The organism is Neolewinella sp. (assembly GCF_965214665.1).
Taxonomy (GTDB): domain Bacteria; phylum Bacteroidota; class Bacteroidia; order Chitinophagales; family Saprospiraceae; genus Neolewinella.
Genome location: NZ_OZ243970.1, coordinates 3,251,898 through 3,275,142 on the forward strand (window position 1 = coordinate 3,251,898; position 23,245 = coordinate 3,275,142).

Here is a 23,245-nt window from a genome sequence, read left to right on the forward strand (position 1 = left end):
CCCCCTCTTATGGAGGGGCTAGGGGAGGTTTAAGGAATAGTCTTCAACACCGTATACCGTAGCACGGTTTCCAGCACCAGCAGCAGCAGGCCCAGGCCCAGAAAGATCCCGAACCGCTCCTCGTACCGCTTGAAGACCGTGGTCTCGATCTCCGTCTTCTCTAGCTCATCGATGTAGTCGTAGATCGACTCCAATTCTTCAGTATCCCGCGCCCGGAAGTACCGCCCATTGGTCTCCTCGGCGATGTAGGCCAGCAGCTTATCGTCCACCGTGCCCCGTGTCGGCTTGAAGCGGTACCGCCCACCCCCGATCGGTGCGGAGGGCATCAGCGTTTCTTCCCCACTGCCCACCCCGATAGTGTACACCCGGATACCGAATTTGCGCGCAATCTCGGCGGCCACCTCTGGCTTATGCCGGTCGCCGGCGTTGTTTTCCCCGTCCGTCAGTAGAATGATGATCTTACTCACCGCCTCACTATCCTTGAGCCGGTTGATGGCCGTCTCCAGCCCCAGGCCGATGGCCGTCCCGTCCGTAATTTCCCCCATCTGCAACTCGCTGATGAAGCGGTCGATGATCTGCTTATCCACCGTCAGTGGCGCCTTGGTATAGGCTTCCCCCGCGTAGGCTACCAGCCCGATCCGGTCGAACTCCCGGCGGCTCACGAAATCCCGCGCTACCTCCTTAGCCACCTCCAGCCGGTTGGGCGTGAAGTCCTGCGCGCCCATGCTCGTCGACAGGTCCATCGTAAGCACGATGTCGATGCCCTCGGCCGTCACCGATTCTTCACTCAGGTCCAGCCGCGGCCGGGCCAGGGCAATGATCATCAGTACCAGTGCCACCACCTGCAGCAGGGGCAGGAAGGGCCGCAGCGCACTCCGCCAGCTCGTCAATCCATCTACCGAGCGCGTACTCGGTAGCCGCAGACTCACCAGCCGCTCCCCCGCCCGCCGCTGGTTCCACACGTACAGCAGCACGGGCAACACCACCAGCGGCAGCAACCAGGGATACACGAAGCTGAATTGATTGAACCAGCCCATCAGTCGACTTTTTCAGTAGACACCACCTCTGCCCGCGTGGTTTCCCGCACAAAGTCGCGTACCCGTTGCAGCCCGCGGGGGTGTAGGTCCTCCGCCGGTGTGGCTTTGGCGAATTTTACGAGGTCAGACAGCTGCAGGAGCTCACTGAGTTCCTCGCGTTGCTCCCGATTCAGCTCCGAGCGGTTGCCTAGCGCCTGCGTGATTTGTCGCGTAGTCATCTCTAGTGCCGGCAGGTCGAAACGTGCCTCCAGATAGGTCCGCAGAATGCGCGTCAACTCCACGTAGTAGGCATCGGTCCGCCCGGTTTGCCACAGTCTCTTGGCTTCCAACTCGTCCAGCGCCGTCAGGGCACGCACGTGGGCGGGCGGGGGGGGCGGGGCCGCGGGTGCGGGCTTGGTCGCGCGACGGCGATACTCCCGGTAGCCCAATCCGACTAGTACAAGCCCCACTACCGCCAGGACCCACCAGTAGTCCAGCAAGTTACGCGGCTCCTCGATGATTGGCTTGATGGGCAGGATATCGTCCTCGGCGGAGACCACCGCACCCCGTACGGTGAGCAGGAAGTCGGTGGTATAAGCTGTATCGCGCAGGCCCATCGCATCCTCGTAATAGATGGGCAGGGGCTGGATGGTCACGTAGCCCGTATCGAAGCTCGTGATGAGTAGGCGTTGCTCGAGCAGTAGCTCTGGATTCTCGGCTACGGTGCGCAGCTCCTCATCCCTGATTACCTCTACGCCCGGCATGGCATTGAGGATCGCCGGGTCCAGCGGCACCACCTTCGTGCCCGGTGGGGCGGAGATATTGACGTCCAGGTAGATCTGATCGCCGATGGTGATCTCGCTGCGCGCCAGCTCCGCCCGTACGTTCACGTTGCGGTTCGTCGACTGCTGGGCCTGCGCGGCGTTCGCCACCGGCAGCAGGAGAACCAGCAAAAAGAGGTGGCGCGGCGGCATGGGGCTAAGGTCCGAAAGAATTTGCATTCTGCTCCCTTCAGGCTCCCGGCAGTGGTTTCTGGCATCCCTGCCTCACACGCTGGCTCCCGGCATCCCTGCCGGGGTTAACCAAAAACAGTAGCGACCCGCAGACTCCCCCTCCGATCGGCTCCCGGCATCCTTGCCGGGGTTTAGCTAAAGACGGTAGCGACCAGTAAACTGCGGTGAGGTGGGGTGGATCGGCGCACCGCGGCGAAGATGCCACGACCCACTAGCCCGCATACAGCAACTCCTCCAGCCGGTGCCGCTCCACGCCAAATCGCCGTTTCACCCCTTCCCACTGCACCTGCGCCCCCGCCCGGTTGCTTGTCCCTGCCTGCTTGACGGCCGTGATCATGACGTTCTTGGCCGTGTGCTCCAGGGGGATGAACTCGAAGAGCTTGGTGGCATAACCGGCACCCTGAAGATAGAGCGCTCGGAGCCCATCGGTGACCATAGCCGCCTGCCGCTCCAGCAGGATGCCGTTGTCGAGGAGGGGTTTGAGGTCATCGGGGACGACCATGTCACGGCGTACCTGTTTCTGGCAGCAGGGGGCCACGATCATAATCTCGGCCCCGACCCGAATGCCCTGGTAGAGTGCATCATCGGTGGCCGTATCGCAGGCGTGCAGGGCGATGAGTAGGTCGATGCGCTCGGGCTGATAGGTGTCGATGTAGCCCTCCGCGAAGTGTAGCTGCGTGAAGTGACTTTCGGCGGCAATCTGGCGGCACTTCTCTACCAACTGCGGGCGCAGCTCTACCCCCGTGACCCGTACGTCTAGGCCCAGCGTATTGACCAAGTGATCGTAGAGGGCGAAGGTGAGGTAGCCGCTGCCGGAGCCCATGTCCACCACCTGTGCCCCAGCCGGTAAGGGGTGATCGCGCAGCAGGCCGTCGACGATCTCCACGAATTTATTGATCTGCTTGTACTTGCGGCGGCCGGCGGCGGTAACCTCTCCGGCAGCGGTGGTGATACCCAGCGCGTGGAGATAGGGTCGGTCAGCCGCGATGGCGCGAAACTTCTCCCGATCATGGGTCATCACGGCCTCCCGGTGCTGGGGGCCCTGCTCGCGCAGACGAGCATTGCCCTTGCGGGACTGCATGATCGACAGCTGCTCGTCGAGGCTAAAGAGATCGGCATTGTAGAAGCTTTCAACCAGCTCATCCTGCAGGTACCTCAGGCCCTCGGCGTACGGGTAGTTCTTGGCTTCCTCTCGGTCGGCGTAGCGGTGGGTAACCTGTAGCACGTGCTCATCCTTAAGCTCCACAGGGCGGGCATAAAGGTTACGTGGTAGCTCCGCATCCTTTCGCCGTGGCTTACTCAGCGTAAGCTTGACCAGTCGGCCGGAGAGGGTGGCGCGGCGGGCGGTCTCCCAAAACTGTGTGCGGGCGTCGTTTGGCATCTAACAAAGGTAAGTGGCGGGGCCGCAGGTGCAGGGGTCAAATATAAAGCAGAAAGTTTTAATGATGAATTTTTTGCAACACCTTGTTTTATTCACCCCTGTCTCCTATATTCGTTCAAACATAAACCACCGTACTATGACCACCCATCAAATTGCCGACCGCCTCGTTGAGCTTTGCCGCCAGCAAAAAAGTACCCAAGCCTACCGGGAGCTTTTCGCGCCTGACGCCTCCTCCCACGAAATGCCCGGCGTACCCGACGGCGACATCACTGGCCTCGACGCTCTCATTGCCAAGAGCGCGGCATACGACGAGGGCATGACCATACACAGCATGGAAGTTACCGATCCACTGGTCTACCAGCAGTACATCAGTCTTGGTATGGGCATTGACGTGACGCGTCAGAATGGACAGCGCGTACAGGAGCACGAGATGTGCGTATACGAAGTACGCGATGGAAAGATTGTCTCTGAGCGCTTCATCTATCCCATGAGCTAAACCTCCCCTATCTCTCTGTCCCCCGTCCCAATCTCCTCCACCCCTTGCACATTATCCAAAGCCCTATTACCTTTGCGGGCCATTTGCCGCGGGTGTGGTGAAATTGGTATACACGCTAGATTTAGGATCTAGTGCCGCAAGGCGTGAAGGTTCGAGTCCTTTCACCCGCACTATCAGGCCTACCTGCCACCGGGTAGGCCTTTTTTTCACGCGCAGTAGCAGCAACACATGGCCGAAGTAACGTACGAAAAGACCGGGCCGGTAACCGGTCGCATCCAGCTCGCTTTTTCGAAGGAAGAACTCAGTAAGCAACTCAACGAAGAACTCCGTAAGGAGAGCAAGCGCGTGAGTATCAAGGGCTTCCGTAAGGGTAAGGTGCCCATGTCGGCGCTGCGCAAGTTGATGGGTAACCAGATTTTCGGCCCCCTGCTGGACCGCACCATCCAGGAGGAGCTCTTCGGTTATATCGAGCAGAACGACATCAAGCTCATCTTCAGCCCCTTGCCCGATGAAGACGAGAAGGTGGAAACCATCAGCGCCACCAACATCAAGGACCTGAAACTAAGCTACGACCTAGGACTGGAGCCCGACTTCGAGCTACACATACCCGAGCAGTCGTTCACAAAGTACGTACTCAAAACGGACGATGCCTTCATCGACGAGCAACTGGAGAGCCTACGCAAGCAGCGGGGCGAGACCGAAGATGTAACGGAGGGTGTCATTGGGGAAAACGATATCCTCAAGGTCACCATTCAGGAGGTTGACGGACCCATCAGCAACGATACCTCGCTGTACGTCGATAGCCTTAGCGATAGCGTCAAGGGGCAGTTCCTGGGTCAACCCATTGGCACCAGCATCACCGTCGATGACCTCACCACCGTAGAAAAGGACGGCACCGAGGCCAACGTCAAAAAGTACCTGCTGGAGCTCGACGGCCCGGTCGACGATGAGGACGAGTACGAGGATGAGGAGTTCGATGATGAGTTCGACGACGAGCTAGAAGATATCGTATCGGATGAGTATGCGCAGTCGGAGTTCGAGGACGCCGAGATCGATGAGTCCGAGGTCGAAATGGAAGACGTCGAGATCGATACCGTAGAGGATTTTGACGAGGCCGAAGAAGAGGAGGAAGAATTCGATGAGGAGCAGGAGGAGGCTACCTCGTCTGCCGATATAGACCTCAGCGGTAAGTCCTTCACCATCACCGTTAATAAAATAGCCCGCCTGACGCCGGCCGAACTTAATGAAGAGTTCTTCATCCAGTTCGACCCCACGGGCGAGATCACCAACGAAGAACAGCTGCGCGAGCGCCTGGCCCAGAACGCCTCCGAGGGCTTCAATAAGCAGGGGGTGTCGATGGCCAACTTCGAAATTCAAAAGGCCCTGGTCGAGGGCAACGACTTCGAAGTACCCACCGAGCTAATGAAGAAGCTCAGTAAAAAGGACAGCGAATCCGACTTCGAACTCTTCGAGCGCGGCGTACGCTGGATGCTGATCCGCAATAAGGTTGCCGAACAAAAGAAGATCGAGCTACAGTACGAAGATGTACGTGCCGAGGCCCTAGACTCACTGCTCCAGATGCTCGGCGGCCAGCGCCCTGGCTTCCTCACCGACGAGTTCCTGGATAACTACGTCCAGAACATGCTCAAGGACGAAAAGCAGCGCGAGGAGCTTAGCGGCAATGCCCTGGAGAAAAAGATCATGGCCGCGGTCCGCGATGCAGTGACCCTGGAGGAGCAGGAGCTGACGGTTGATGAGTTCAACGAGACGATCAAAGCCTTTAATGAGGCGAATACGCCGGCCGGTGGGGAGGAGGAATAGTGTTGAACCACAGAGTCTCACAAAGTAGGGCTCAGAGTTACACGAAGTGTTGTCTTAGACTTTGTGCCACTCTGTGCATCCCTTCGTGCTACTCTGTGGTTCACTAGGACTTCAACCCTGCCGGAACTGGTACGTTTACGGGGAGACAATCAACAGAAAATTAGACGAATATGACTCCCCAAGTCCCCCAGGATGAGTTCATGAAGTATGCCACCCGGCATATGGGCATGAGTACCATGCACCTGGAAAAATACGCCCAGACCATCGGTGGCATGACGCCCCCCCAGGTCACGGGCTTTTCCCCCAACGTGATTGAAGAGCGGCAGATGAACGTAGCCGCCATTGATGTTTTTAGCCGCCTAATGATGGACCGCATCATCTTCATGGGCGTACAGGTCACGGATTACGTAGCCAACGTTGTGCAGGCGCAGCTGCTCTTCCTCGAGTCCGTAGATCCGAAGCGCGACGTGCAGCTGTTCATCAACAGCCCCGGCGGTAGCGTCATCGCCGGTATGGGCATGTACGATACCATGCAGTACGTGACGCCCGACGTCGCCACGATCTGTACCGGACTGGCCGCCTCCATGGGCTCGCTGCTACTGACCGCCGGTGAGAAGGGTAAGCGTTCCATCCTGCCCCACGCCCGGGTCATGATCCACCAGCCTAGTGGTGGCATGCAGGGTCAGTTCTCCGATATGGAGATCAACTACCGCCTCATCAGCCAGCTGCGTGAGGAGCTGTACAACATCTACGTCAAGCACACCGGTAAGGACTTCGACCAGGTCGCCAAGGACAGCGACCGCGATAACTGGATGACGGCCACCGAAGCCGTCGAGTACGGTCTGGTCGACGAGGTACTCAACCGCGAAAAGGTCACTGCCAACTAATACAAGCGCGTAAGATTTTGCGTCTAACGGCGGACCGCCACCGGTCCGCCGTTTTTTATTCGTTACCTTAGGTAATACCTTGCGCACCCTAAGCTTTAGCCCCCCCACCCATGATGAGAGGTAAACGACAAGATTTTCGCTGTTCTTTCTGCGGCCGTGATAAGAGCGATGCCCTAGTGCTCGTGGCCGGCCTCGACGCCCACATCTGTGAGGTCTGCGTAGAACAGGCCCAGGAGATCGTAGCCGAGGAGCTCTACGGCGGCCTGGCCCCCGAGGGCGACGGCGGTGACCAGCCCGCGCCCGAGCTATCGGCCCCCGCCTTTGAATTTAAGCTGCCTAAGAATATCATACCCGGACAAATCAAGGAGCACCTCGATAAGTACGTGATCGGACAGGATGCGGCCAAGAAGATCCTCTCCGTAGCCGTCTATAACCATTACAAGCGCCTGGCCCACCCCGCCTGCGAAGACGATGAGGTCCAGATTGAGAAAAGCAATATTTTACTGGTCGGCCGCACCGGTACCGGTAAGACCCTACTAGCCAAAACCATCGCCAAGTTTCTCCAGGTGCCCTTCGCTATCGTTGACGCTACGGTCTTTACCGAGGCCGGCTACGTCGGAGAGGACGTGGAAAGCATTCTGAGCCGCCTACTCCAGGTGTGTGACTACAACGTAGCCGCCGCCGAGCACGGCATCGTGTACATTGACGAGATGGACAAGGTGGCCCGCAAGAGCGACAACCCCAGCATCACCCGCGACGTCAGCGGCGAGGGCGTACAGCAGGCCATGCTGAAAATGCTTGAGGGTACCGACGTGAACGTGCCCCCCCAGGGTGGCCGTAAGCACCCCGAGCAGAAGCTGGTGAAGGTGAATACGCAGAATATCCTGTTCATCTGTGGCGGTGCCTTCGATGGCATCGAAAAGATCATCGCCCGCCGTACTAATACCAAGGTCATCGGCTACGGCAACGCCAACAAGGCACAAATCAAGGAAGAGGACATGCTACAGTACGTCACTCACCGCGATGTCAAGCGCTTCGGCATGATCCCCGAGCTCATCGGCCGCCTGCCCATCGTGACCTACCTGCGCCCCCTCGATCTGGACGCCATGAAGCGTATCCTGGTCGAGCCCCGCAACAGCCTGCTGCGGCAGTACCAGCACCTGTTCCGCCTGGAGGGCATCAACCTGACCTTCACGGACGACGCCATCCAGTACATCGCCGAGACCGCCCTGGAGTACGAGCTTGGGGCCCGTGGCCTGCGCTCCATCTGCGAGGCGGTCATGACGGACGCTATGTTTGACCTACCGGGCCGGAAGGAGGTGAAACACTATACTATCGACGCCCTGTACTGCAAGTCGAAGCTAGAGGGGGGGATGCTGGAGGTGCTACGGGCTGCGGCTTAAACCGTTGGACGCTTTAAAGCGTCCAACGGTTAGCGCTTTAAAGCGTCCAACGGTTACCCAACTCAGATCACCATGCCCATCAACGCCCAGGACCTACGCGTAGACTACCAGGCCGACGTCCTCCTCGAAGAAGACGCGCCGGCCACCGACCCCTTCGTCCTCTTCGACCGCTGGTTTAAGGAGGCGAAGGAGAGCGACGACCCCGAGCCCAACGCCATGGTCGTAGCTACCGTCAACGCCCAGGGGCACCCCGCGGCCCGTACCGTGCTGCTGAAGGAGGTCACCGACCAAGGCTTCGTATTCTATACCAACTACGACAGCCGTAAGGGCCATGAAATTGCCGCCCACCCCCACGTAGCTACGGTCTTCAACTGGCTGCAACTCCAGCGCTCCGTGCGCGTGGAGGGGCGGGTGGAGAAGATCAGCGCCGAGGTCTCTACGGAGTACTTTCAGAGCCGGCCCAAGAAGAGTCAGATCGGTGCCTGGACTAGCCCCCAGAGCGACGTCATCCCAAATCGGGAGTTTCTGGACCGGAAGAAGGAGGAGATGGAGGCCCGCTTTGCGGATGAGGAGAAGCTACCAAAGCCCGAGCACTGGGGTGGCTTTGTCGTTATTCCTACCTTGATCGAGTTTTGGCAGGGGAGGAGTAGTCGGCTGCATGATCGGCTGGCATATCGCCGGGAGGAGGGAAGCGGGGAGTGGGGGCGGGAGCGGCTGGCTCCTTAGGGACGCTTGCGACTCGACCGGACGCTTCGAGGTCCTTGCCCCTTGCACCTTAACCCCTTTAGTACCTACCCCTTGCAACCCGCTAATTTTCTTCAGCTCCAGACCGACATCAAAGCCTACCACCAGCCTCTGCGGCAGGCGGCCGAGACCGTGGTGGACGAAAAGGTCAGCAACTACCCCATCCTGGTCGCCTACGCCGGGGAGGATACCGATAGTATTCCGGGCATCTTCGTGCTAGAGATTCCGACACCGCGGGAGCTGGTGTGGACGATCAACATCACTACCCTGGAGGAGCTCGTGGCCAAGCAGGTGGTGACCCAGGAGAAAATCGACCCCTTCCGTAAGCTGTATAAGGGCAATGACGATAGCTTTTGCTTCCTGATCTTTGATGAGGCGGGCGGACGCTTTGCCTTCGTCAAGCGTTGAGGGTACACACGACTTACGCTGCACCTGCGGCCCCGCCCCTATGATTACAGAAGCCACCATCGACCGCATACTGGAACGCCTGGAAGCCAGTCCGGACGCCTACGAACAGGAAGTGAACGACTTCGCCGACCGGCAACCGGAGCTGATCGACTACCTAACTAACGAGGACGTAGAGGCCTTCACGGAACTGGAGCGCGACCTGCTGCTGTTTGCTGCCCTGGTGATCTGGCAGGCCGTAGCAAGCGAGCGACCTGAGCTGGAGGAAGTGGAGGGAGATGCCATCGCCGCGGCCGAGGAACGCAACTATCAAGAACTGAGCCAGGTGAAAGCGCCCACCTTCCGCGACCGCCTGACGCCCCTCTTCGAGCAGACCGAGCAGGAAGATCTACTGGCCTTCGTGGAGGATCTGACGCTGGCCGAGGGAGAAGAGGAGATAAGTACCGAGGCCCGTGAGCCCTTCTTCGTGACCCTGAAAACGGTGATCGACGTGCTGACCTAGACAAGATCGCCGTGGAGCATACGTGTGCGCGCTTCCCGTGCCTTGTCCACGCCGAATAGCAGTAGTATCCCCAGAATACCGAAACTGCTCACCGTAAAAATCGAGACGACGTAGCCGAAGTGCTCCGCCAACTGGAAACCCAGCACGGGACTCAGGATGAAGGCCAGGGAGTAGCTCGCCGAAAGTGCGCCTAGGTACTCGCCGCGCCGTACCGGTGGCGCGTGTTTGGCTACGTAGGTGCTGGTGAAGGGCATGAAGAGGATCTCGCCGAGCGTGATGAGTACGATCCAGAGAATTACCAGCACGTAGCCAATCGGCACGGCGAAGGGAAGCAGGAGGTAGCCGGCCAGGATCAGCGTAGTACCCCCCAGCATCACGTAGAGCGGGCGGTAGCGGCGGTCGGCCAGGTACACCAGCGGCATCTCCACGGCCACGATGAGCACGCCGCTGATGGTTAGCAATAGGCCAAATTCACCTTCCGTGTAGCCATTATCGGTCAGGTAGACCGGGATGGTGCTGAAGAACTGAAAAAAGCAGGTGATTACGCAGGTATTGGCCAGGATGAGGTAGACCAGCCAGGGTTGGCGCAGGGCGGGGCGGGTCTCACGTAGGGGTTGGTTTTGGGCGGGGGCCCCGATAGCCCCGATAGCAATCGGGGGGGGTACGGGGTCCTCTACCAACGGGCGAGCAGTCTCATCGGCGGGTAGGGTGACCAGGAAGAGCGCGGCGGCCAGGAGGAAGGTGAGTCCGTCGGCCCAGAAGAGGCTCTCGTAGCCGTACAGTCCGATGAGCAGTCCGCCCAGGGCCGGGCCGATGGAGAAGCCCAGGTTGGCGGCCAGGCGCTGGAGTCCGTAGGCCTGGGTTAGGTGCTCGGGGTCGGCGTAGATGGCGATAGCTGCGCGGTTGGCGGGGCGAAAGGCATCGGCGGTGACCGAGGTGAAGAAGACCAGGATGCAGAGGGGCCAGAAGGCGGTGACCTGTCCGATGAGGATGTGCAGGATGCCCGCCGTGATCAGACTAAAGACCATGATGTGCCAGGAGCCGTAGCGGTCGTTGAGGAGTCCGCCGACGTAGTTGCCCACGATGCCGCCGGCCCCGAAGGCTCCCATGACCCAGCCGGCGTCGGTGGCTGAGTAGCCCATGGAGTTGACGAGGTAGACCGAAAGAAAGGCCACTACCATGGCCCCGCTGCGGTTGACGACCATGACCAGGCTGAGCAGCCACACCTTACGGGGCAGGCCGGCGAAGGCCCGCGCGTAGAGCTGGGTCAGGCGGGGAAGGAAGGCGGCCATGGGGCGGGGTCTGCGAGTGGAGATAACGGGCGGATTGAACGGGAAGTTCCGGGCCCCGGACTTAAGTTTGCCGGACCAACGCGTAGTGAGCCGGATGGCAGGAAGAAAGGAAAAATGGTTACTGGGTGGCATCCGCCGCCTGCTGAACGGTACGGCCCGGATGTCGAAGCGGCAGGCTGGCGCCCTGGGCTACTACCTACTGAGCAAGCCGCGGCGGGCGGCCAATGAGCCGCTGAGCGACGCCTTCATGCAAACCGCCGAGCACTACGGCGTAGACATGGACGGCACTAAGCTGCAGTGCTTTCACTGGCCGGGTCGGGGGCCCAGTGTGCTCCTGCTCCATGGCTGGGAAAGTAATAGCGGGCGCTGGTTCGCCTTTTTCGAGCCGCTGCGGCAGGCGGGCTATTCGATCTATGCCTTCGACGCGCCGGCCCACGGTCGCAGCGGGGGCAGTCGCTTTACGGCGCTGATGTACGCCGAGGCGCTGGAGGCTTACCTGGACCACCTGGGGTTTGCACCGGACTACTGGATCGGCCACTCCGCCGGCGGCATGGCGGCCATTCTCTACCTAACGGAGATGCAGCCGCAGTACGAGCCCGATCAGCTCGTCAGCCTGGCCGTACCGGGAGAACTGGAGAATTTCATTGACAAGTTTTGCGACGTGATCGGGGTGCACGACCGGGTGAAGCGGGGCATCGACGATCAGTTTCGCCGCAAGCTGGACCTGAGCTATTCCGACATCTCCTTCATCAACTACGTCAAGAAGTTGCGGGTGCCGGGCCTCATCGTGCACGACGAGTGCGACGACCTGGCCCCCATCGACGGCGCCTACCGGATGCACGCCAACTGGGCCGGCTCCAGCCTGATCACCACCCGCGACTGCGGCCACAGCCTCTCCGGGGAGCTCGTCCCCGCTATGGTACTGGAGTACCTGCGGCACTGCCGCGTGGCCCGGCGGCGGGTGGGCTAAACCATGGCCGGGGTGCCGTGTTGACCTGGCAGTCCCAAACCAATTTCCCCCATGGCTGCTGCTTCCGTCGTAGGTATCGATGATTTTTCCGTCTATGTGCCCCCCCTGTATCTGCCGATTGACGTGCTCGCCGAGAAGCGGTCCATCCCCTACGCGAAGCTCCACCAGGGGCTGGGCCTCCAGCAGATGGCCGTCGCCGATGCCCGCGAGGACGCCGCCACCATGGCCGCCAACGCCGTGCTGGACCTGATGCACAAAAACGACCTCGACCCCTGCACCATCGGCCGGCTCTACCTCGGTACCGAGAGCGCCCTCGATGGCGCCAAGCCTACCGCGACCTACATCCTGGATATGCTCCAGGACCACTTCGCCGATGCCTACGGACCGAACTGCTTCCTGCACTGTGATGTCGTAGATCTCACCTTTGCCTGCATTGGTGGCGTCGACGCCCTCCATAATTCGCTAGAGTGGGCCGCGGCAAAGCAGGATCGCATCGGTATCGTGGTGGCCAGCGACAGCGCCAAGTACGAGCTCGGTAGTAGCGGGGAGTACACCCAGGGCGCGGGCGCCGTGGCCATGCTCGTGAAGCAGTCCCCCCGCCTGCTCGCTATCGACCCCGACTTCGGCGTAGCCACCCGGCCGGCCTACGACTTCTTCAAGCCCCGCCGCAAGGTGCGGAAACAGGACCTGATCCGGGAGGTGATTCAGCTGCTACCCGATCTTTCGGCCGAAGACTACCAACTCGATGAGCTGGAGCAGCGGCTATCCTCCGGCCTCGCCGTCAAGGGCGTGCTCGACTGCAACGAGAGCTATCTCACCCTACACAAGGATACCCCCATCTTCGACGGCCCCTACACCACCGAGGCCTACCAGGCCCGTATCCGCGAAGCCCTGATGGACTTCCGTAACCGTACGGGTACCCAGGCCGGCACCCTGGATCAGTACGCTGCCCTGGCCTTCCACCTGCCGTACGCCTACCAGGCCCGCCGCATGTTCTCCGAGCTCTACATGGAGGAGCTGAAGGTGCGTCACGAGTGGATGGACTTCATCGAGCGCAACGACCTCGATGTACCCTGCGCCGATGACTACGAAAACCGCGAGCAGTACATCACCAAGTGCAGTGAGTTCCTGCGGGCGGTCACGAAAACCGAAGACTACCAGCAGTTCGTGCAGCAGTACATCGCCCCCGGCGAATGGGCCAGCGCCCGGGTGGGTAACCTTTACTCCGGTAGCGTTTTTCTTTGCCTCATGGCCATTTTAGAGGATGCCCTTGACCGGAACCGGGAGCTAGCCGGCAAGGAGGTACTCACCTTCGCCTACGGCAGCGGCTCCAAATCCAAGGTTTTCGCTGCTACCGTGCAGGAGGGCTGGCAGGACGTAGCCCGGCAGTTCGACCTGCGTATGCGCCTTGACAACCGGCAGGAGCTCGACTACGCGACCTACGAAAAGCTCCACCGCTGTGGCCTAAATAAGAACGTTGCCACCCAGAGCGAGGGCGGCTTTTTCCTGGCCGACGTGCACGAGCGGGCCGATGAGTCCGAGGGTGTACGCCACTATGGCTATGCCGCCACCGCCGCCATGGCGTAGGGCTATTCCAATCGCAGTAGGCTGTCTTGTAGCAAACTATCCTGATAAATACTATCCAGCCGCAGACTATCCTGTAGCAGGCTATCGCGCAGCAGCGTATCGAAGCGGATCTCAAAGGGGAACAGCGGCCGCAGCGGCAGGGGCTCCGAAAGCTCCATCACGGGCGGTGCCCCGGGGCGGCCGGGCTTCGGGGGCCGGCCGGCGATACGGCGCATGCGGCGCGCCCGGTCGAGCAGCAGAGAATCTGCTCGGGCTACGGCAGCCTCCTGTACATCGGACTCGCAGTTGCGTAGGATATTGGCTCGGATCGCCGCTACTTGCGCCACGGCGTGTTCCTGGATCAGCACCTGGGGGTCGACCTCTTTACGTCCGCAGGCCAGACAGAGTAAGCAGATTACTATGCAGAGGGTTCTCACTGCGGTACGCTTTGTCCCAGCCGCGCCCGCAGCCGCAGTTCCTCTTCCAGTCGCTCCTGCACGATACTGTCCGTAGCCACCGCTACCCGCTCCTCGAAGGTAGCCGTGCAGATACTATCTAGTAGTGGTCGTATCGAGTCGATCTCCGCTCCGGCAATGGCCTGGTAAGCATCACGCTGCGCCGGAGTGAGTTGGATACGCACCTCTTCTTCCGGCCCACAGGCCAGACCGAGAAATACCAGTAGGAGCAAGGCTACCGAGCGCTTCACGCCACAAACTTACGGCCCCCTTACCGTTCCCGCCCGCCGGCTCGCTACCTTCGCAGTCCCCAAGCAAGCCCCCATGGACCCCCTACGCCTAGGTATTTCGATCGGAGACGTCAACGGCATCGGCCCGGAGGTGATCGTAAAAGCCCTCGCTAACGACGCTATGCTGGACTTCTTCACCCCCATCATTTACGCCACCCCCGAGGCCTTTTCCGCCTTCACCACAGGAGATGACGCCTTCGAATTTGCCGCGGTCGCAGGTGCAACGGAGGCTCGTGCGGGCCAGATCAACCTTGTGGCTCCCTGGGACGAACCCGTGGAGTATACGCCCGGTCAGGCCACCGCCGCGGGAGGCCGTGCCGCCGCCCAGTCACTTGAGCGTGCCGTAGCCGATCTAAAGGCGGGCAGCATCCAGGCCCTGGTCACCGCCCCCATCAACAAATCGGTGATGCCCACCGATGCCTTCCCCTTTCCTGGCCACACCGAGATGCTTACCACTCGCCTGGAGGCCGAGGAAAGCCTCATGTTCCTGGTCACGGATGAGCTACGCGTGGGCGTGGTTACCAACCATATCCCCGTTTCCGAGGTGGCCGCCGCCGTCACTCAGGAGAAGATCGTCGCCAAGCTCAAGATTATGGACCGGAGTCTACGCTCCGACTTTGGCATCGTAAAACCCCTCATCGGCGTACTGGCCCTCAATCCCCACGCCGGCGACGAGGGGCGCATCGGTAACGAAGACGCCACTGTGGTACGACCCGCCATCGAGCAGGCCAAAAAGGAAGGTATTTTGGCCATGGGTCCCTACCCCGCCGATGGCTTCTTCGGTAGCGGCAATTTTCAAAAGTTCGATGCGATACTAGCCATGTACCACGACCAAGGGCTCATCCCCTTCAAGGCACTGAGCTTCGGTAAGGGGGTCAATTTTACGGCGGGGCTACCGGCCATCCGTACTTCGCCCGACCACGGTACGGCCTATGATCTAGTGGGTCAGGACGAGGCTAGCCCCGACTCCTTTTTAGCCGCCCTTTTTGTTGCCCGCGACACCTACCGCAATCGCCACCAGCACCAGGAAGATACCGCTAACCCGCTGGAGAGCCGTATGCACCTCGTCTACAAGCGCCGCTCCGACAGCGACGGCGACCGCAGGGGAAAGTCCCGGAAGGGCGGCGGGCGGCCGAAGCGCTAAAGATTACACCGGCCTGTCCAACAATCCCCTTCCGCCGGGCTTTCATCCCAGAATAGTCCCGCTGCCTCCATGCGTCGTTACCGCCTTCCGGTCCTCATTGGTTTTGGTCTTTACGCCGCCCTGGCCATCTACGGTTGCTTCCGGCTCACCTTTAGCTTCGACTTTCAGCAGTTCTTTCCGCGGGGCGATGAGGACCTAGACTTCTTCGTCGAGTTCATTGAGGAGTTCGAGGGCGATGACAACTTCCTGCTCGTGGCCCTGGAGCGGGAGCCCTCGGTTTTCGACAGCAGCTTCCTGGCCCAGGCCAATGACTTTGCCATCAGGGTGCGCGACGTGCCGGGGGTGGAGGGGGCGCAGTCGCTGACCTCCTTCGGCTATCCCATCAAGACGCCCTTTGCGATCACGACGATCCCGGCCATTCACCTGGACGATCCCAGTCGCTACCCCGCCGATAGTGCTCGCATCATGGCCGACGAGCGCTTCGTGGGCAACCTGATCAACAAGCGGGGTACGGCCCTGGTCACGGTGCTGAAGACCCCCAGTTTGATCGGTCTTGATCAAAGCAGGGCACTCATCCAGGGTCTGGATAGTCTGGTGGCGACCTACGACTTTCCGGCCTACCACTACTTGGGCCCGGCCTACTTTCAGACCGAGCTGGTGGATCTACAGATTCGTGAGGTGGTAGTTTCGGCGGTGGTGTCGGGTTTGCTCGTCACGCTGGTGATGTTCTTCCTTTTCCGCCGGCCGCTGGGTATTGCGGTGGCCCTGGTGAGTATCGCGCTGGGCCTACTCCTCTTTATGGGTACGCTGGGCCTACTCGGTCGGGAGCTCAATGCTATTGCCGCCCTCTATCCCGTGCTAATGATCATCGTAGGTACCTCCGACGTGATCCACATCATGTCGAAGTACATCGATGAGCTACGTAAGGGGCTGAGTAAGGAGGCGGCCATTCGGGTGTCGATGAAGGAGATCGGCCTGGCTACCCTACTTACCTCGCTGACTACGGCGGTGGGCTTTGCGAGCCTGCTCACCAGCCGCATCAATCCCATCCGCGACTTCGGTATCAATGCTGCCCTGGGGGTGATGATCGCCTACGCGACGGTCATTCTCTTTACCACCGCGCTACTGAGCTACCTGAGTGTGGATCAGATCGTGAAGATCGGCCGCCAGCAGGCCTTCTGGGACCGACTGCTGGAGGGCACCTACCAATTTACCCAGCGGCGGCCGGGGTGGATCAAGTCAGGGGCTGTAGCCACCGTGCTGCTCTGCGTGATCGGGATCTCCATGATTACTACCAACTACCGCATCGAGTCTACGCTGCCGAAGAACCGCAAGGTGACCGAAGACTTCCTCTTCTTCGAGCGTGAGCTGGCCGGCTTTCGTCCCTTTGAGCTAGCCATCACGACCAAGGATAGCACCGACCAAGTCACGGACTACGACGTACTTCAGGAGATCGGTAAGATCGAGGACTACGTCAAGGTCTTCCCCTTCGTCCAGAGTACGGCCAGTATCACGGCCGTCTACCGCAGCATCAACCAGGCCTTCAACAACAACCGCCCGGACGCCTACACCCTGCCGGCCGATGCGGGTCGCTACCGCCAGTACCGTACCCTGGCCGACCGGGTCCCCGACGTAAATCTCAACCTGCTCGTCAGTAAGGACCGCCGCAAGGCCCGCATCACCAGCCGCATGGACGATATTGGCGCCGACAGCATCAAGGTCTTCCTCGACAACACCACCGCCTGGATCAACACCCACGTCGACACCGGCCTGGTCGACATCCGCTCCACCGGTACCGGTCTCATCATCGACAAGAACGCCGAGTACATCCGCCGTAACCTGCTCCAGGGCCTCGGCATCGCCATCGTCATCGTCTGCGGTCTTATGGCGCTGCTGTTCCGCAACTGGCGCATGCTGGTCGTGAGCCTCATCCCGAACCTGCTGCCGCTACTTATCGCAGGGGCCATGCTGGGCTACCTCGGCATCGAGCTCGAGGCCGGTGTAAGCATCGTTTTCGCCGTCATCTTCGGCATCGCGGTCGACGATACCATCCACTTCCTATCGAAATACAAACTGGCCCGCCGCCGGGGCCTCGATGTTACGGAGGCTATCCACCTCACTTTCCGGGAGACGGGGAAGGCCATCGTACTCACCTCCGTGGTACTCTTCTTCGGCTTTCTGGTCATGCTCTTTAGCATCAGTCCGCCGAGTGTCACCATTGGGCTACTGATCAGCCTGACGCTGGCGAGTGCCCTGGTGAGTGATTTGTTGTTGATTCCGTTGCTGCTCCGGTGGTTGGATCGGTAGGATAGAGGGACGGAGGGACATCCCTCGTCCCCTAATCCTCTCACCCCTTCTTCTCCGCCACCATAATGTACTGGTAGTCCAGCGCCGTGTTATCCGTACTCACCACCGCGAAGCCGGCCCGCTCCAGCATGCGGCCCAGATCGGCGAGCCCAATGCGGTCGGCCACATCGGGGCCCAGGGGAGTTTCCTCTTTTTTCCAGTCTACAATCACGACGCGGCCGCCGGGGCGGATGGCCGGTAGTAGGCGGTGCAAATACTGCTCCTGGTTGCTGATGAGGTAAAGGGTGTTGACGAAGAGTACGATGTCGACCTCATCGTCCTCCAGCATGGGGTCGTCGGGTAGGGCCAGGCGGGGCTCCAGGCGGGACTGCATATTTTTAGGAAACTCCGTCACCCGTAGGGTATCCAGGTAGTCGATCCAGCGCTGGTCGATCTCGATGGCGATGACGCGGTCAGCCAGGGGGGCCAGCCGGCGGGCGAAGAAGCCCTCCCCGGCCCCGATGTCGGCGATGACCTTCTCCTCGATATCACCCAGGGCGTCGATCACGGTACCCGGCTTCTGCCATACGTGGCGCTCGCGGGTATCGTCCTGCTGGTATTCCGGGGCGTACACGTCCTCGGGGGGTGGCGTAGGGCCATCCGTATCCCGACAGCCGAGCCAGAGCAGGAGCAACAGAGAAAGTAGGCGCATACTAGGAGGGCTAGGGCGCGGTAAGATAAGCCCCGGCCGGCCTCCTACAGCCCCGCCGTGCACAGGTCGCGCATCAGGCCGTAGATCAGGGGGTTCAACTCCGCCCCCCGCAGCGTGTGGTTATTGACCGCGATGTGGTACACCAGCCGCCGCCCGTCCGGCCGCTCGACGTAGCCCGCATAAGCCCGCACCCCATCTACCGTACCGCTCTTACCCCACACCCGGCCCTCGGCTACCGTACCCTTCAGCACGTTTTGCATACTGCCCGTGCGGCCGGCCAGTGGGATGCTCCGGCGCCAGCGGGCCTCCCCCGCCCGGTTCACGAGCAGGGCCGTCATCAGTGAGGCGGGGAAATAGTTACGGGGGGAGAGGCCACTACCGTCCTGTAGTTGCAGTCCGTCGGTAGCGATGCCTTTCGCCTCCAGCCAGTCTACAATCACCTCCGTCAGCTCCTGCTCCCTGTCCCCCCGTCCCCGGTACACCTCGCGCAGCAGCGCCTCGGCAAAGAGGTTGTTGCTCGTCAGGTTGGTCCGGTCTACGAGCTCGGCCAGGGGGGGCGATTGGTGAGTCATGAGCAGCTCTCCGGTATCCGCCACCAGGGGGCCTACCACCAGGTGCGTGGCCGGTGGCTGTACCACCTCGATGCCCGCCGCCCGCAGCGCCGTGGTCAGTAGCTGGGCTACCCATAGCGGCGGATCGGGCACGCTGCCCCGTATCCGAAAGCGGCCCGTCCCCACCGGTATACTCCCCCGAATGAAGTAGTCATAGGTAAAGGGTGAACCGAAAATGTAAGCCTGATCCCCACTACCGCGGGGTCCACTCCGCAGTTCATTGGTAAAGGTCAGCCCCGGCACCACGGGATCGGTACCCAGCACGGGCGGCGTACTTCCCTCCTGGGGCCGCTGCGCGAAGGACAGTGTATAGCTATTCTCGTTGAAGTTCAGTCCATAGGCTCCGGCCCCGTAGTAGTTGCCCAGGTCCGCCCAGGGCCAGCCCCGCCCCGCTCCGTCAGTCCCGAGGTAGCTCCCATCGCCGACCACCGCCCCGGTGATGCGTGTGATGCCCCGCTGCCGTACCGCGGCAACCCACCGGTCCAGTACGGCCTCCACGCCCGGCACGCCGTCCATCCGGTCACTGCCCAGGCTGGGATCTCCCCCGCCCACCACGTAAAGGTTGCCGCGTAACACCCCCTTTTCTACTGTCCCACTGGCCACCAGTTTAGTTTCGAAGCGGTGATCGGGGCCGAGTACGTCCATGGCCACCGCCGTGGTGAGGAGCTTCTGAGTGGAGGCCGGGATACAGGCGAGCTCGGGCTGATAGCTGGCCACCCGCTCCCCCGTGATCGCGTCGCGTACGTCGACGGCCCGCCACGCACTGGCTAGCACCTGCGTCCCCGCAAACTTATCGACCACGTCCTGTAGGCCCGTCTGCCCCGTAATCGAGTAAGTCCAGAGCAGTAGTAGTAGCGGCAGTAAGAGACGTAAGTACATAACCAATGGGGCGGGTGCGCCGGTGCAAGGTAGTTAGTGCAGCACCACGCGGCTCGTCTGGGCGCCGGTCTGACTGCTGAGCCGCAGGTAGTACACGCCGGCCGGCAGGTCCCCTAATTGAAGGGTTTCTTGCTCGCTGCGTAGGTTATTCCAGGTGCGGAGGGACTGACCGGAGGTGCTGTACAGTACGCCGTGGAGTGCCTCGCCCGACCAACTGCCCTGGCGACTGAGGGTAAGCTGGCCGGGGGTAGGATTGGGAAAGAGCACGACGCTACGATCACCGCCCAAGTCGTGTACTGCATTGATCTTATCGAGTTCCACCTGGCGGGCGGGGCCCTCCAGCGTACCGCAGTCGGTAGTGGTGATCAAGCGGTAATAAAAGGTAGCCGGCAGTGCCTCGCGGGGGGCGGATAGAATAGTCTCCCGGGTAGCTTGGGAGTAGAAGGGGGTGGTAAAATCGTCCTTGTCGGATAGCTGAAGGGTATAGGTAGCATCTACAACGGCGGCTTCCCAGCGGAAGGTAGCCTGACTGGCCTCGAGCTCGGTGGAAAGGGGCTCGACCGCGACCGGCTCGGGGAGGACCGTCAGGGTTTGGGTGGCCCGCCGCTCGGTGCCGTCCTCCGTAAAGACGGTGAATACCAGGGGTTGGGGACCCTGCTCGGCGAAGGTCCAGGCACTGAAGGTCACGTCGAGTAGGCCGGTACTGGCATCGAAGGTAAAGGTGTAGTTGTCGAGGGGGGTGGCGCCGGCGGTCACTGCAAGAGTGAGCTCGTCGGTAAAGTCACCGCCCAGTTGAAGCTGACTACGGCCGCCCTGCGTGGAGCAGGCTACGATGCTGGGGGTGGCTAGGCCTACGCTTAGGTCACGCTGCTCTTTCGTCTTGCCGCATACGCGCAGGTCGAAGTCGGTGAGCTCCCCCCCGTCCTGCGGTGCCCGGTCGGTGAGGACAAGTTGCCAGACGCCCTGCGCAGAAGTGCCGAGCAAATTAGCCAGCGTGTCCAGAGGTTGCACGCTGAGGTAGGTGCCGGGGGTTTGATTCGGACAGCTACCGGCAAAGGTTTCGGCGCTGATCGCTCCATCGTCGGATAAATCGATGTAGAGGTCGGTACCGGTGCAGAGGCCATTCATCAGGGGGCGGAAGAGTCGGATGATCTCCCCGGCTGGACTGACCAGGTCGGCGTACAGGTCGCCGGTAAAGGAGTGCTGGACACCGAGGTGAATCTCGATGGCGGTGAGCTCCAGCGGTTCGTTGATCGTCACCTCGGCTACGACCTGCACCGAGTCCCGTTCGGGGATCGTGAGGGGGAGGGCGGCGGTAGCGGATAGGCACTGCCGCGGGGCGGTGGTGAAGGACAGGGGCTCGGACCACTCCCCCGGCCCACAGGAGTTACGGGCACGGGTACGCCAGTAGTAGGTAGTGGCTCCGGCCAGGGCATCCGTCACTCCGTATTTGGGGGCGGTCAGGGCGCTGAGGTCGAGGGTACGGGTGCTGAAGTCCGCCCGCGTCGCTACCTGCAGATCGTAGGTGAACGGCTCGGGCAGGGACTGCCAGCTAAAGGCGGCGAAGGGGTCGACGTCTCGTTGGTTCGTGGCGGGAAGGAGGGGGCGGGGTACTTCGGATGGTACCGCGTCGAGCAGAGTCAGGCTTAGTACCACGGTATCGGTGACCGCGCCAGCGGTAAGCACCACCTGTACCGGATAGCTACCCGGAGTAGCCGCACCGCCCCCCGGATAGCGTACCGTGAAGGGACGGCCCCGGATAGCCGTAGGCGGTGCGGTGATGCCGAGTACTGTGGGGGCTATGATGATGATCTCGCTACCGGTGGGAAAATCCGCTCCGGCGCGCAGGGTGAAGGTGGCGGCTTCCACTACACAGCGGGTCAGGCAGCTACGGTCGGCGAATACTTGGCCGGAGAGTACGGACTGATCCAAGCCGTCACTGCTACGGGTACCGGTACCGCAGGGGTCGAGCCAGTCCTGAAGGCGTGTCTGGGGGGTACCGCCGCCGGTCCAGCTGCGGTTGAGGTAGCCGAAAACGTCGAACTGCTCGTTGCCGCAGCCGGCCAGTCCGCCGAATAGCTGACCCCGCACCCGCCCGTCGCGGTCGAAAAGGGGTGCACCGGAGGAACCGCCCTGGGTGGTGCCCTCGTCCCAGGAGACGACCTTGATGTAGCTGAAGTCCGGCGTGGTGAGGGTGACTCCGGCGGAGTTAGCGGCTACGGTGGGCTGGCCGGAAAACGAGATGCGCTTTTCGTCGAGTTCGGGGTGGTGGACGATGGCTACCCCATCGGTGGGTGGGGCATCCTCGGCCGACCAGCCGGCGAAGTAGGCCCCGGCGGCGGGGTTGACGGGCTGACTGAGCTCAAGCAGCGTCATGTCGGTACCCGGGTAGGTGGCCAGGAGGCGGGCGCCGGAGTTGAAGGTCTTCAGGCTCCCGTCACCCTGCTCACCACTAGCTGGGGAGCCGGGCTCACGGCAGCTACTATTCTCAAAATTCCAGTAGGTAACCAGTGTGGGGGCGTTGTTGGCCGTGATGCGGCAGTGCTCGGCGGTGAGGAAGAGGGGCCGGCCGTCCTGGTTGGTGTTATTGACCAGAAAGCCGGTACACTTGGCGCGACCATCGAGGGTGTAGGCGGCTACACTGCGGATGGCGTCGCGGTAGTCCTCGATGAAGGGAAAGCCGTCGGCCGCCCCGCAGGCTACGTCGATGTTGCAGTTGCCGCTGAGTTGACTGATAATACCGAGGTAATCGTGGTTGACGGTGCTGAGGTGGAGCGCGGCCCCCTCGGTACTATTGCCCGGCATGACTAGTTCGAGCAGGAGCTCGTCGCCCGGCAGGAGGGGTGACCAGAACTGGGCGTGGTCGGCATTATCGGCGGCGGTGAAGGGGCCGTAGCGGGTGGTCGCGGTGGCCAGGTAGAGCTCGGCGCCCTCGGGCAGGCGGTAGTCGGTGAAGCCCAGGTTGAGCGACCTGGCCCCGGCGCTATGCACTCGGAGTTGCCACACGGCACGGCCACCATGCTCGCTCCAGCGGCCGGCGGTGGCGGGATCGAGGTCGACCGGCAGACTTACGGCGAACTCCTCGGGGCGATTCGGCTTACGGCTCGCGGCGTTGGCGCTGCGTAGGGCGGCGTTGTCCTGCAGGGGCAGCTCGGCGGTAGGCACGGCGGCTAGGGTAGCGCGCGACATGCCGTATTGGGCATGTAGCGGGGACCATACGCAGCAGAGAAGCAGTACCGGTACAATAAGCGAACGCAGCATCGGGAGGCCTTGGGGGCTCCGGAAAGGTACGGGACATTTACGGGGCGAATAAAATGTTTAGCCGCTTTGTAGGTTTGGCGGCAAAGGCGTATCTTTGCCCGACTTTTGCAG

Annotated in this window: 20 protein-coding genes and 1 tRNA gene; 12 read left to right on the forward strand and 9 right to left on the reverse strand. The window is 61.4% G+C overall.

Features of this window, described 5'->3' with window-relative positions; translation table 11 throughout:
• Positions 1-29 precede the first annotated feature (29 nt).
• From ACOOHD_RS14000 to ACOOHD_RS14010, 3 genes are all read right to left on the reverse strand, one after another.
• Positions 30-1,037, reverse strand: a complete 1,008-nt coding sequence (locus tag ACOOHD_RS14000; protein WP_420458502.1) for a vWA domain-containing protein — start codon at positions 1,035-1,037, stop codon at positions 30-32.
• A complete protein-coding gene (locus ACOOHD_RS14005; RefSeq protein ID WP_420458503.1) occupies positions 1,037-1,990 on the reverse strand; it encodes a hypothetical protein in 954 nt (317 codons plus the stop codon). Before ACOOHD_RS14005 ends, ACOOHD_RS14000 begins: the two co-directional genes overlap by 1 nt.
• A 250-nt stretch (positions 1,991-2,240) precedes the next feature.
• Positions 2,241-3,410 (reverse strand): class I SAM-dependent methyltransferase, encoded by a 1,170-nt coding sequence (locus ACOOHD_RS14010; protein WP_420458504.1) that lies wholly within the window; start codon positions 3,408-3,410, stop codon positions 2,241-2,243.
• A gap of 136 nt (positions 3,411-3,546) precedes the next feature.
• On the opposite strand from ACOOHD_RS14010, the gene ACOOHD_RS14015 reads away from it, so the two are divergent.
• The 8 genes from ACOOHD_RS14015 (at position 3,547) to ACOOHD_RS14050 (ending at position 9,668) form a co-directional block, all read left to right on the forward strand.
• Positions 3,547-3,906, forward strand: coding sequence for a SnoaL-like domain-containing protein (locus ACOOHD_RS14015; RefSeq protein WP_420458505.1), 360 nt, complete (start codon positions 3,547-3,549; stop codon positions 3,904-3,906).
• Between the two features lie 88 nt (positions 3,907-3,994).
• Positions 3,995-4,076: transfer RNA gene (locus ACOOHD_RS14020), tRNA-Leu, on the forward strand.
• 58 nt (positions 4,077-4,134) lie between these two features.
• On the forward strand, positions 4,135-5,727 hold the full coding sequence (locus tag ACOOHD_RS14025) for a trigger factor (protein WP_420458506.1): 1,593 nt from the start codon (positions 4,135-4,137) through the stop codon (positions 5,725-5,727).
• 170 nt (positions 5,728-5,897) lie between these two features.
• A complete protein-coding gene (locus tag ACOOHD_RS14030; RefSeq protein WP_420458507.1) occupies positions 5,898-6,614 on the forward strand; it encodes a ClpP family protease in 717 nt (238 codons plus the stop codon).
• A 113-nt stretch (positions 6,615-6,727) separates the two neighbouring features.
• Complete coding sequence (gene clpX / locus ACOOHD_RS14035; RefSeq protein ID WP_420461434.1) at positions 6,728-8,017, forward strand: ATP-dependent Clp protease ATP-binding subunit ClpX; 1,290 nt, start codon at positions 6,728-6,730, stop codon at positions 8,015-8,017.
• 72 nt (positions 8,018-8,089) lie between these two features.
• Positions 8,090-8,743, forward strand: a complete 654-nt coding sequence (pdxH, locus tag ACOOHD_RS14040) for a pyridoxamine 5'-phosphate oxidase (RefSeq protein WP_420458508.1) — start codon at positions 8,090-8,092, stop codon at positions 8,741-8,743.
• Between the two features lie 72 nt (positions 8,744-8,815).
• The gene (locus tag ACOOHD_RS14045) at positions 8,816-9,169 is read left to right on the forward strand and encodes a hypothetical protein (protein WP_420458509.1); all 354 of its coding nucleotides are present in this window, start codon (positions 8,816-8,818) and stop codon (positions 9,167-9,169) included.
• Between the two features lie 40 nt (positions 9,170-9,209).
• Positions 9,210-9,668 carry a hypothetical protein gene (locus tag ACOOHD_RS14050; RefSeq protein WP_420458510.1) on the forward strand — a complete coding sequence of 153 codons (459 nt, stop codon included), beginning with the start codon at positions 9,210-9,212 and terminating at the stop codon, positions 9,666-9,668.
• Here the strand turns inward: ACOOHD_RS14050 and ACOOHD_RS14055 are convergent.
• Entirely contained in the window at positions 9,665-10,960 is a 1,296-nt protein-coding gene (locus ACOOHD_RS14055) for an MFS transporter (RefSeq protein WP_420458511.1), read from the reverse strand. The two genes, ACOOHD_RS14050 and ACOOHD_RS14055, sit on opposite strands and share 4 nt — an antisense overlap.
• Positions 10,961-11,054: 94 nt before the next feature.
• Between ACOOHD_RS14055 and ACOOHD_RS14060 the strand changes: the two genes are divergently transcribed.
• On the forward strand, positions 11,055-11,930 hold the full coding sequence (locus ACOOHD_RS14060) for an alpha/beta fold hydrolase (protein ID WP_420458512.1): 876 nt from the start codon (positions 11,055-11,057) through the stop codon (positions 11,928-11,930).
• A gap of 51 nt (positions 11,931-11,981) precedes the next feature.
• Complete coding sequence (locus ACOOHD_RS14065) at positions 11,982-13,517, forward strand: hydroxymethylglutaryl-CoA synthase family protein (RefSeq protein WP_420458513.1); 1,536 nt, start codon at positions 11,982-11,984, stop codon at positions 13,515-13,517.
• 2 nt (positions 13,518-13,519) lie between these two features.
• On the opposite strand, the gene ACOOHD_RS14070 is transcribed toward ACOOHD_RS14065, so the two are convergent.
• The gene (locus ACOOHD_RS14070) at positions 13,520-13,933 is read right to left on the reverse strand and encodes a hypothetical protein (protein WP_420458514.1); all 414 of its coding nucleotides are present in this window, start codon (positions 13,931-13,933) and stop codon (positions 13,520-13,522) included.
• Positions 13,930-14,202, reverse strand: a complete 273-nt coding sequence (locus ACOOHD_RS14075; RefSeq protein ID WP_420458515.1) for a hypothetical protein — start codon at positions 14,200-14,202, stop codon at positions 13,930-13,932. Before ACOOHD_RS14075 ends, ACOOHD_RS14070 begins: the two co-directional genes overlap by 4 nt.
• Before the next feature lie 73 nt (positions 14,203-14,275).
• Here ACOOHD_RS14075 and pdxA point away from each other — a divergent pair, with 73 nt between their 5' ends.
• Positions 14,276-15,385: a 4-hydroxythreonine-4-phosphate dehydrogenase PdxA gene (gene pdxA / locus ACOOHD_RS14080; RefSeq protein WP_420458516.1), complete on the forward strand. Its 1,110-nt coding sequence runs from the start codon at positions 14,276-14,278 to the stop codon at positions 15,383-15,385.
• A 69-nt stretch (positions 15,386-15,454) separates the two neighbouring features.
• On the forward strand, positions 15,455-17,692 hold the full coding sequence (locus ACOOHD_RS14085; protein ID WP_420458517.1) for an efflux RND transporter permease subunit: 2,238 nt from the start codon (positions 15,455-15,457) through the stop codon (positions 17,690-17,692).
• 40 nt (positions 17,693-17,732) lie between these two features.
• Here the strand turns inward: ACOOHD_RS14085 and ACOOHD_RS14090 are convergent, their stop codons facing one another.
• The 3 genes from ACOOHD_RS14090 to ACOOHD_RS14100 are packed head-to-tail and all read right to left on the reverse strand — an operon-like array spanning position 17,733 to position 23,062.
• Positions 17,733-18,383, reverse strand: coding sequence for a class I SAM-dependent methyltransferase (locus ACOOHD_RS14090; protein ID WP_420458518.1), 651 nt, complete (start codon positions 18,381-18,383; stop codon positions 17,733-17,735).
• Between the two features lie 44 nt (positions 18,384-18,427).
• Positions 18,428-19,873 (reverse strand): D-alanyl-D-alanine carboxypeptidase/D-alanyl-D-alanine endopeptidase, encoded by a 1,446-nt coding sequence (dacB, locus tag ACOOHD_RS14095; RefSeq protein WP_420458519.1) that lies wholly within the window; start codon positions 19,871-19,873, stop codon positions 18,428-18,430.
• A 33-nt stretch (positions 19,874-19,906) separates the two neighbouring features.
• On the reverse strand, positions 19,907-23,062 hold the full coding sequence (locus tag ACOOHD_RS14100; protein ID WP_420458520.1) for a trypsin-like peptidase domain-containing protein: 3,156 nt from the start codon (positions 23,060-23,062) through the stop codon (positions 19,907-19,909).
• Between the last annotated feature and the right edge of the window lie 183 nt (positions 23,063-23,245).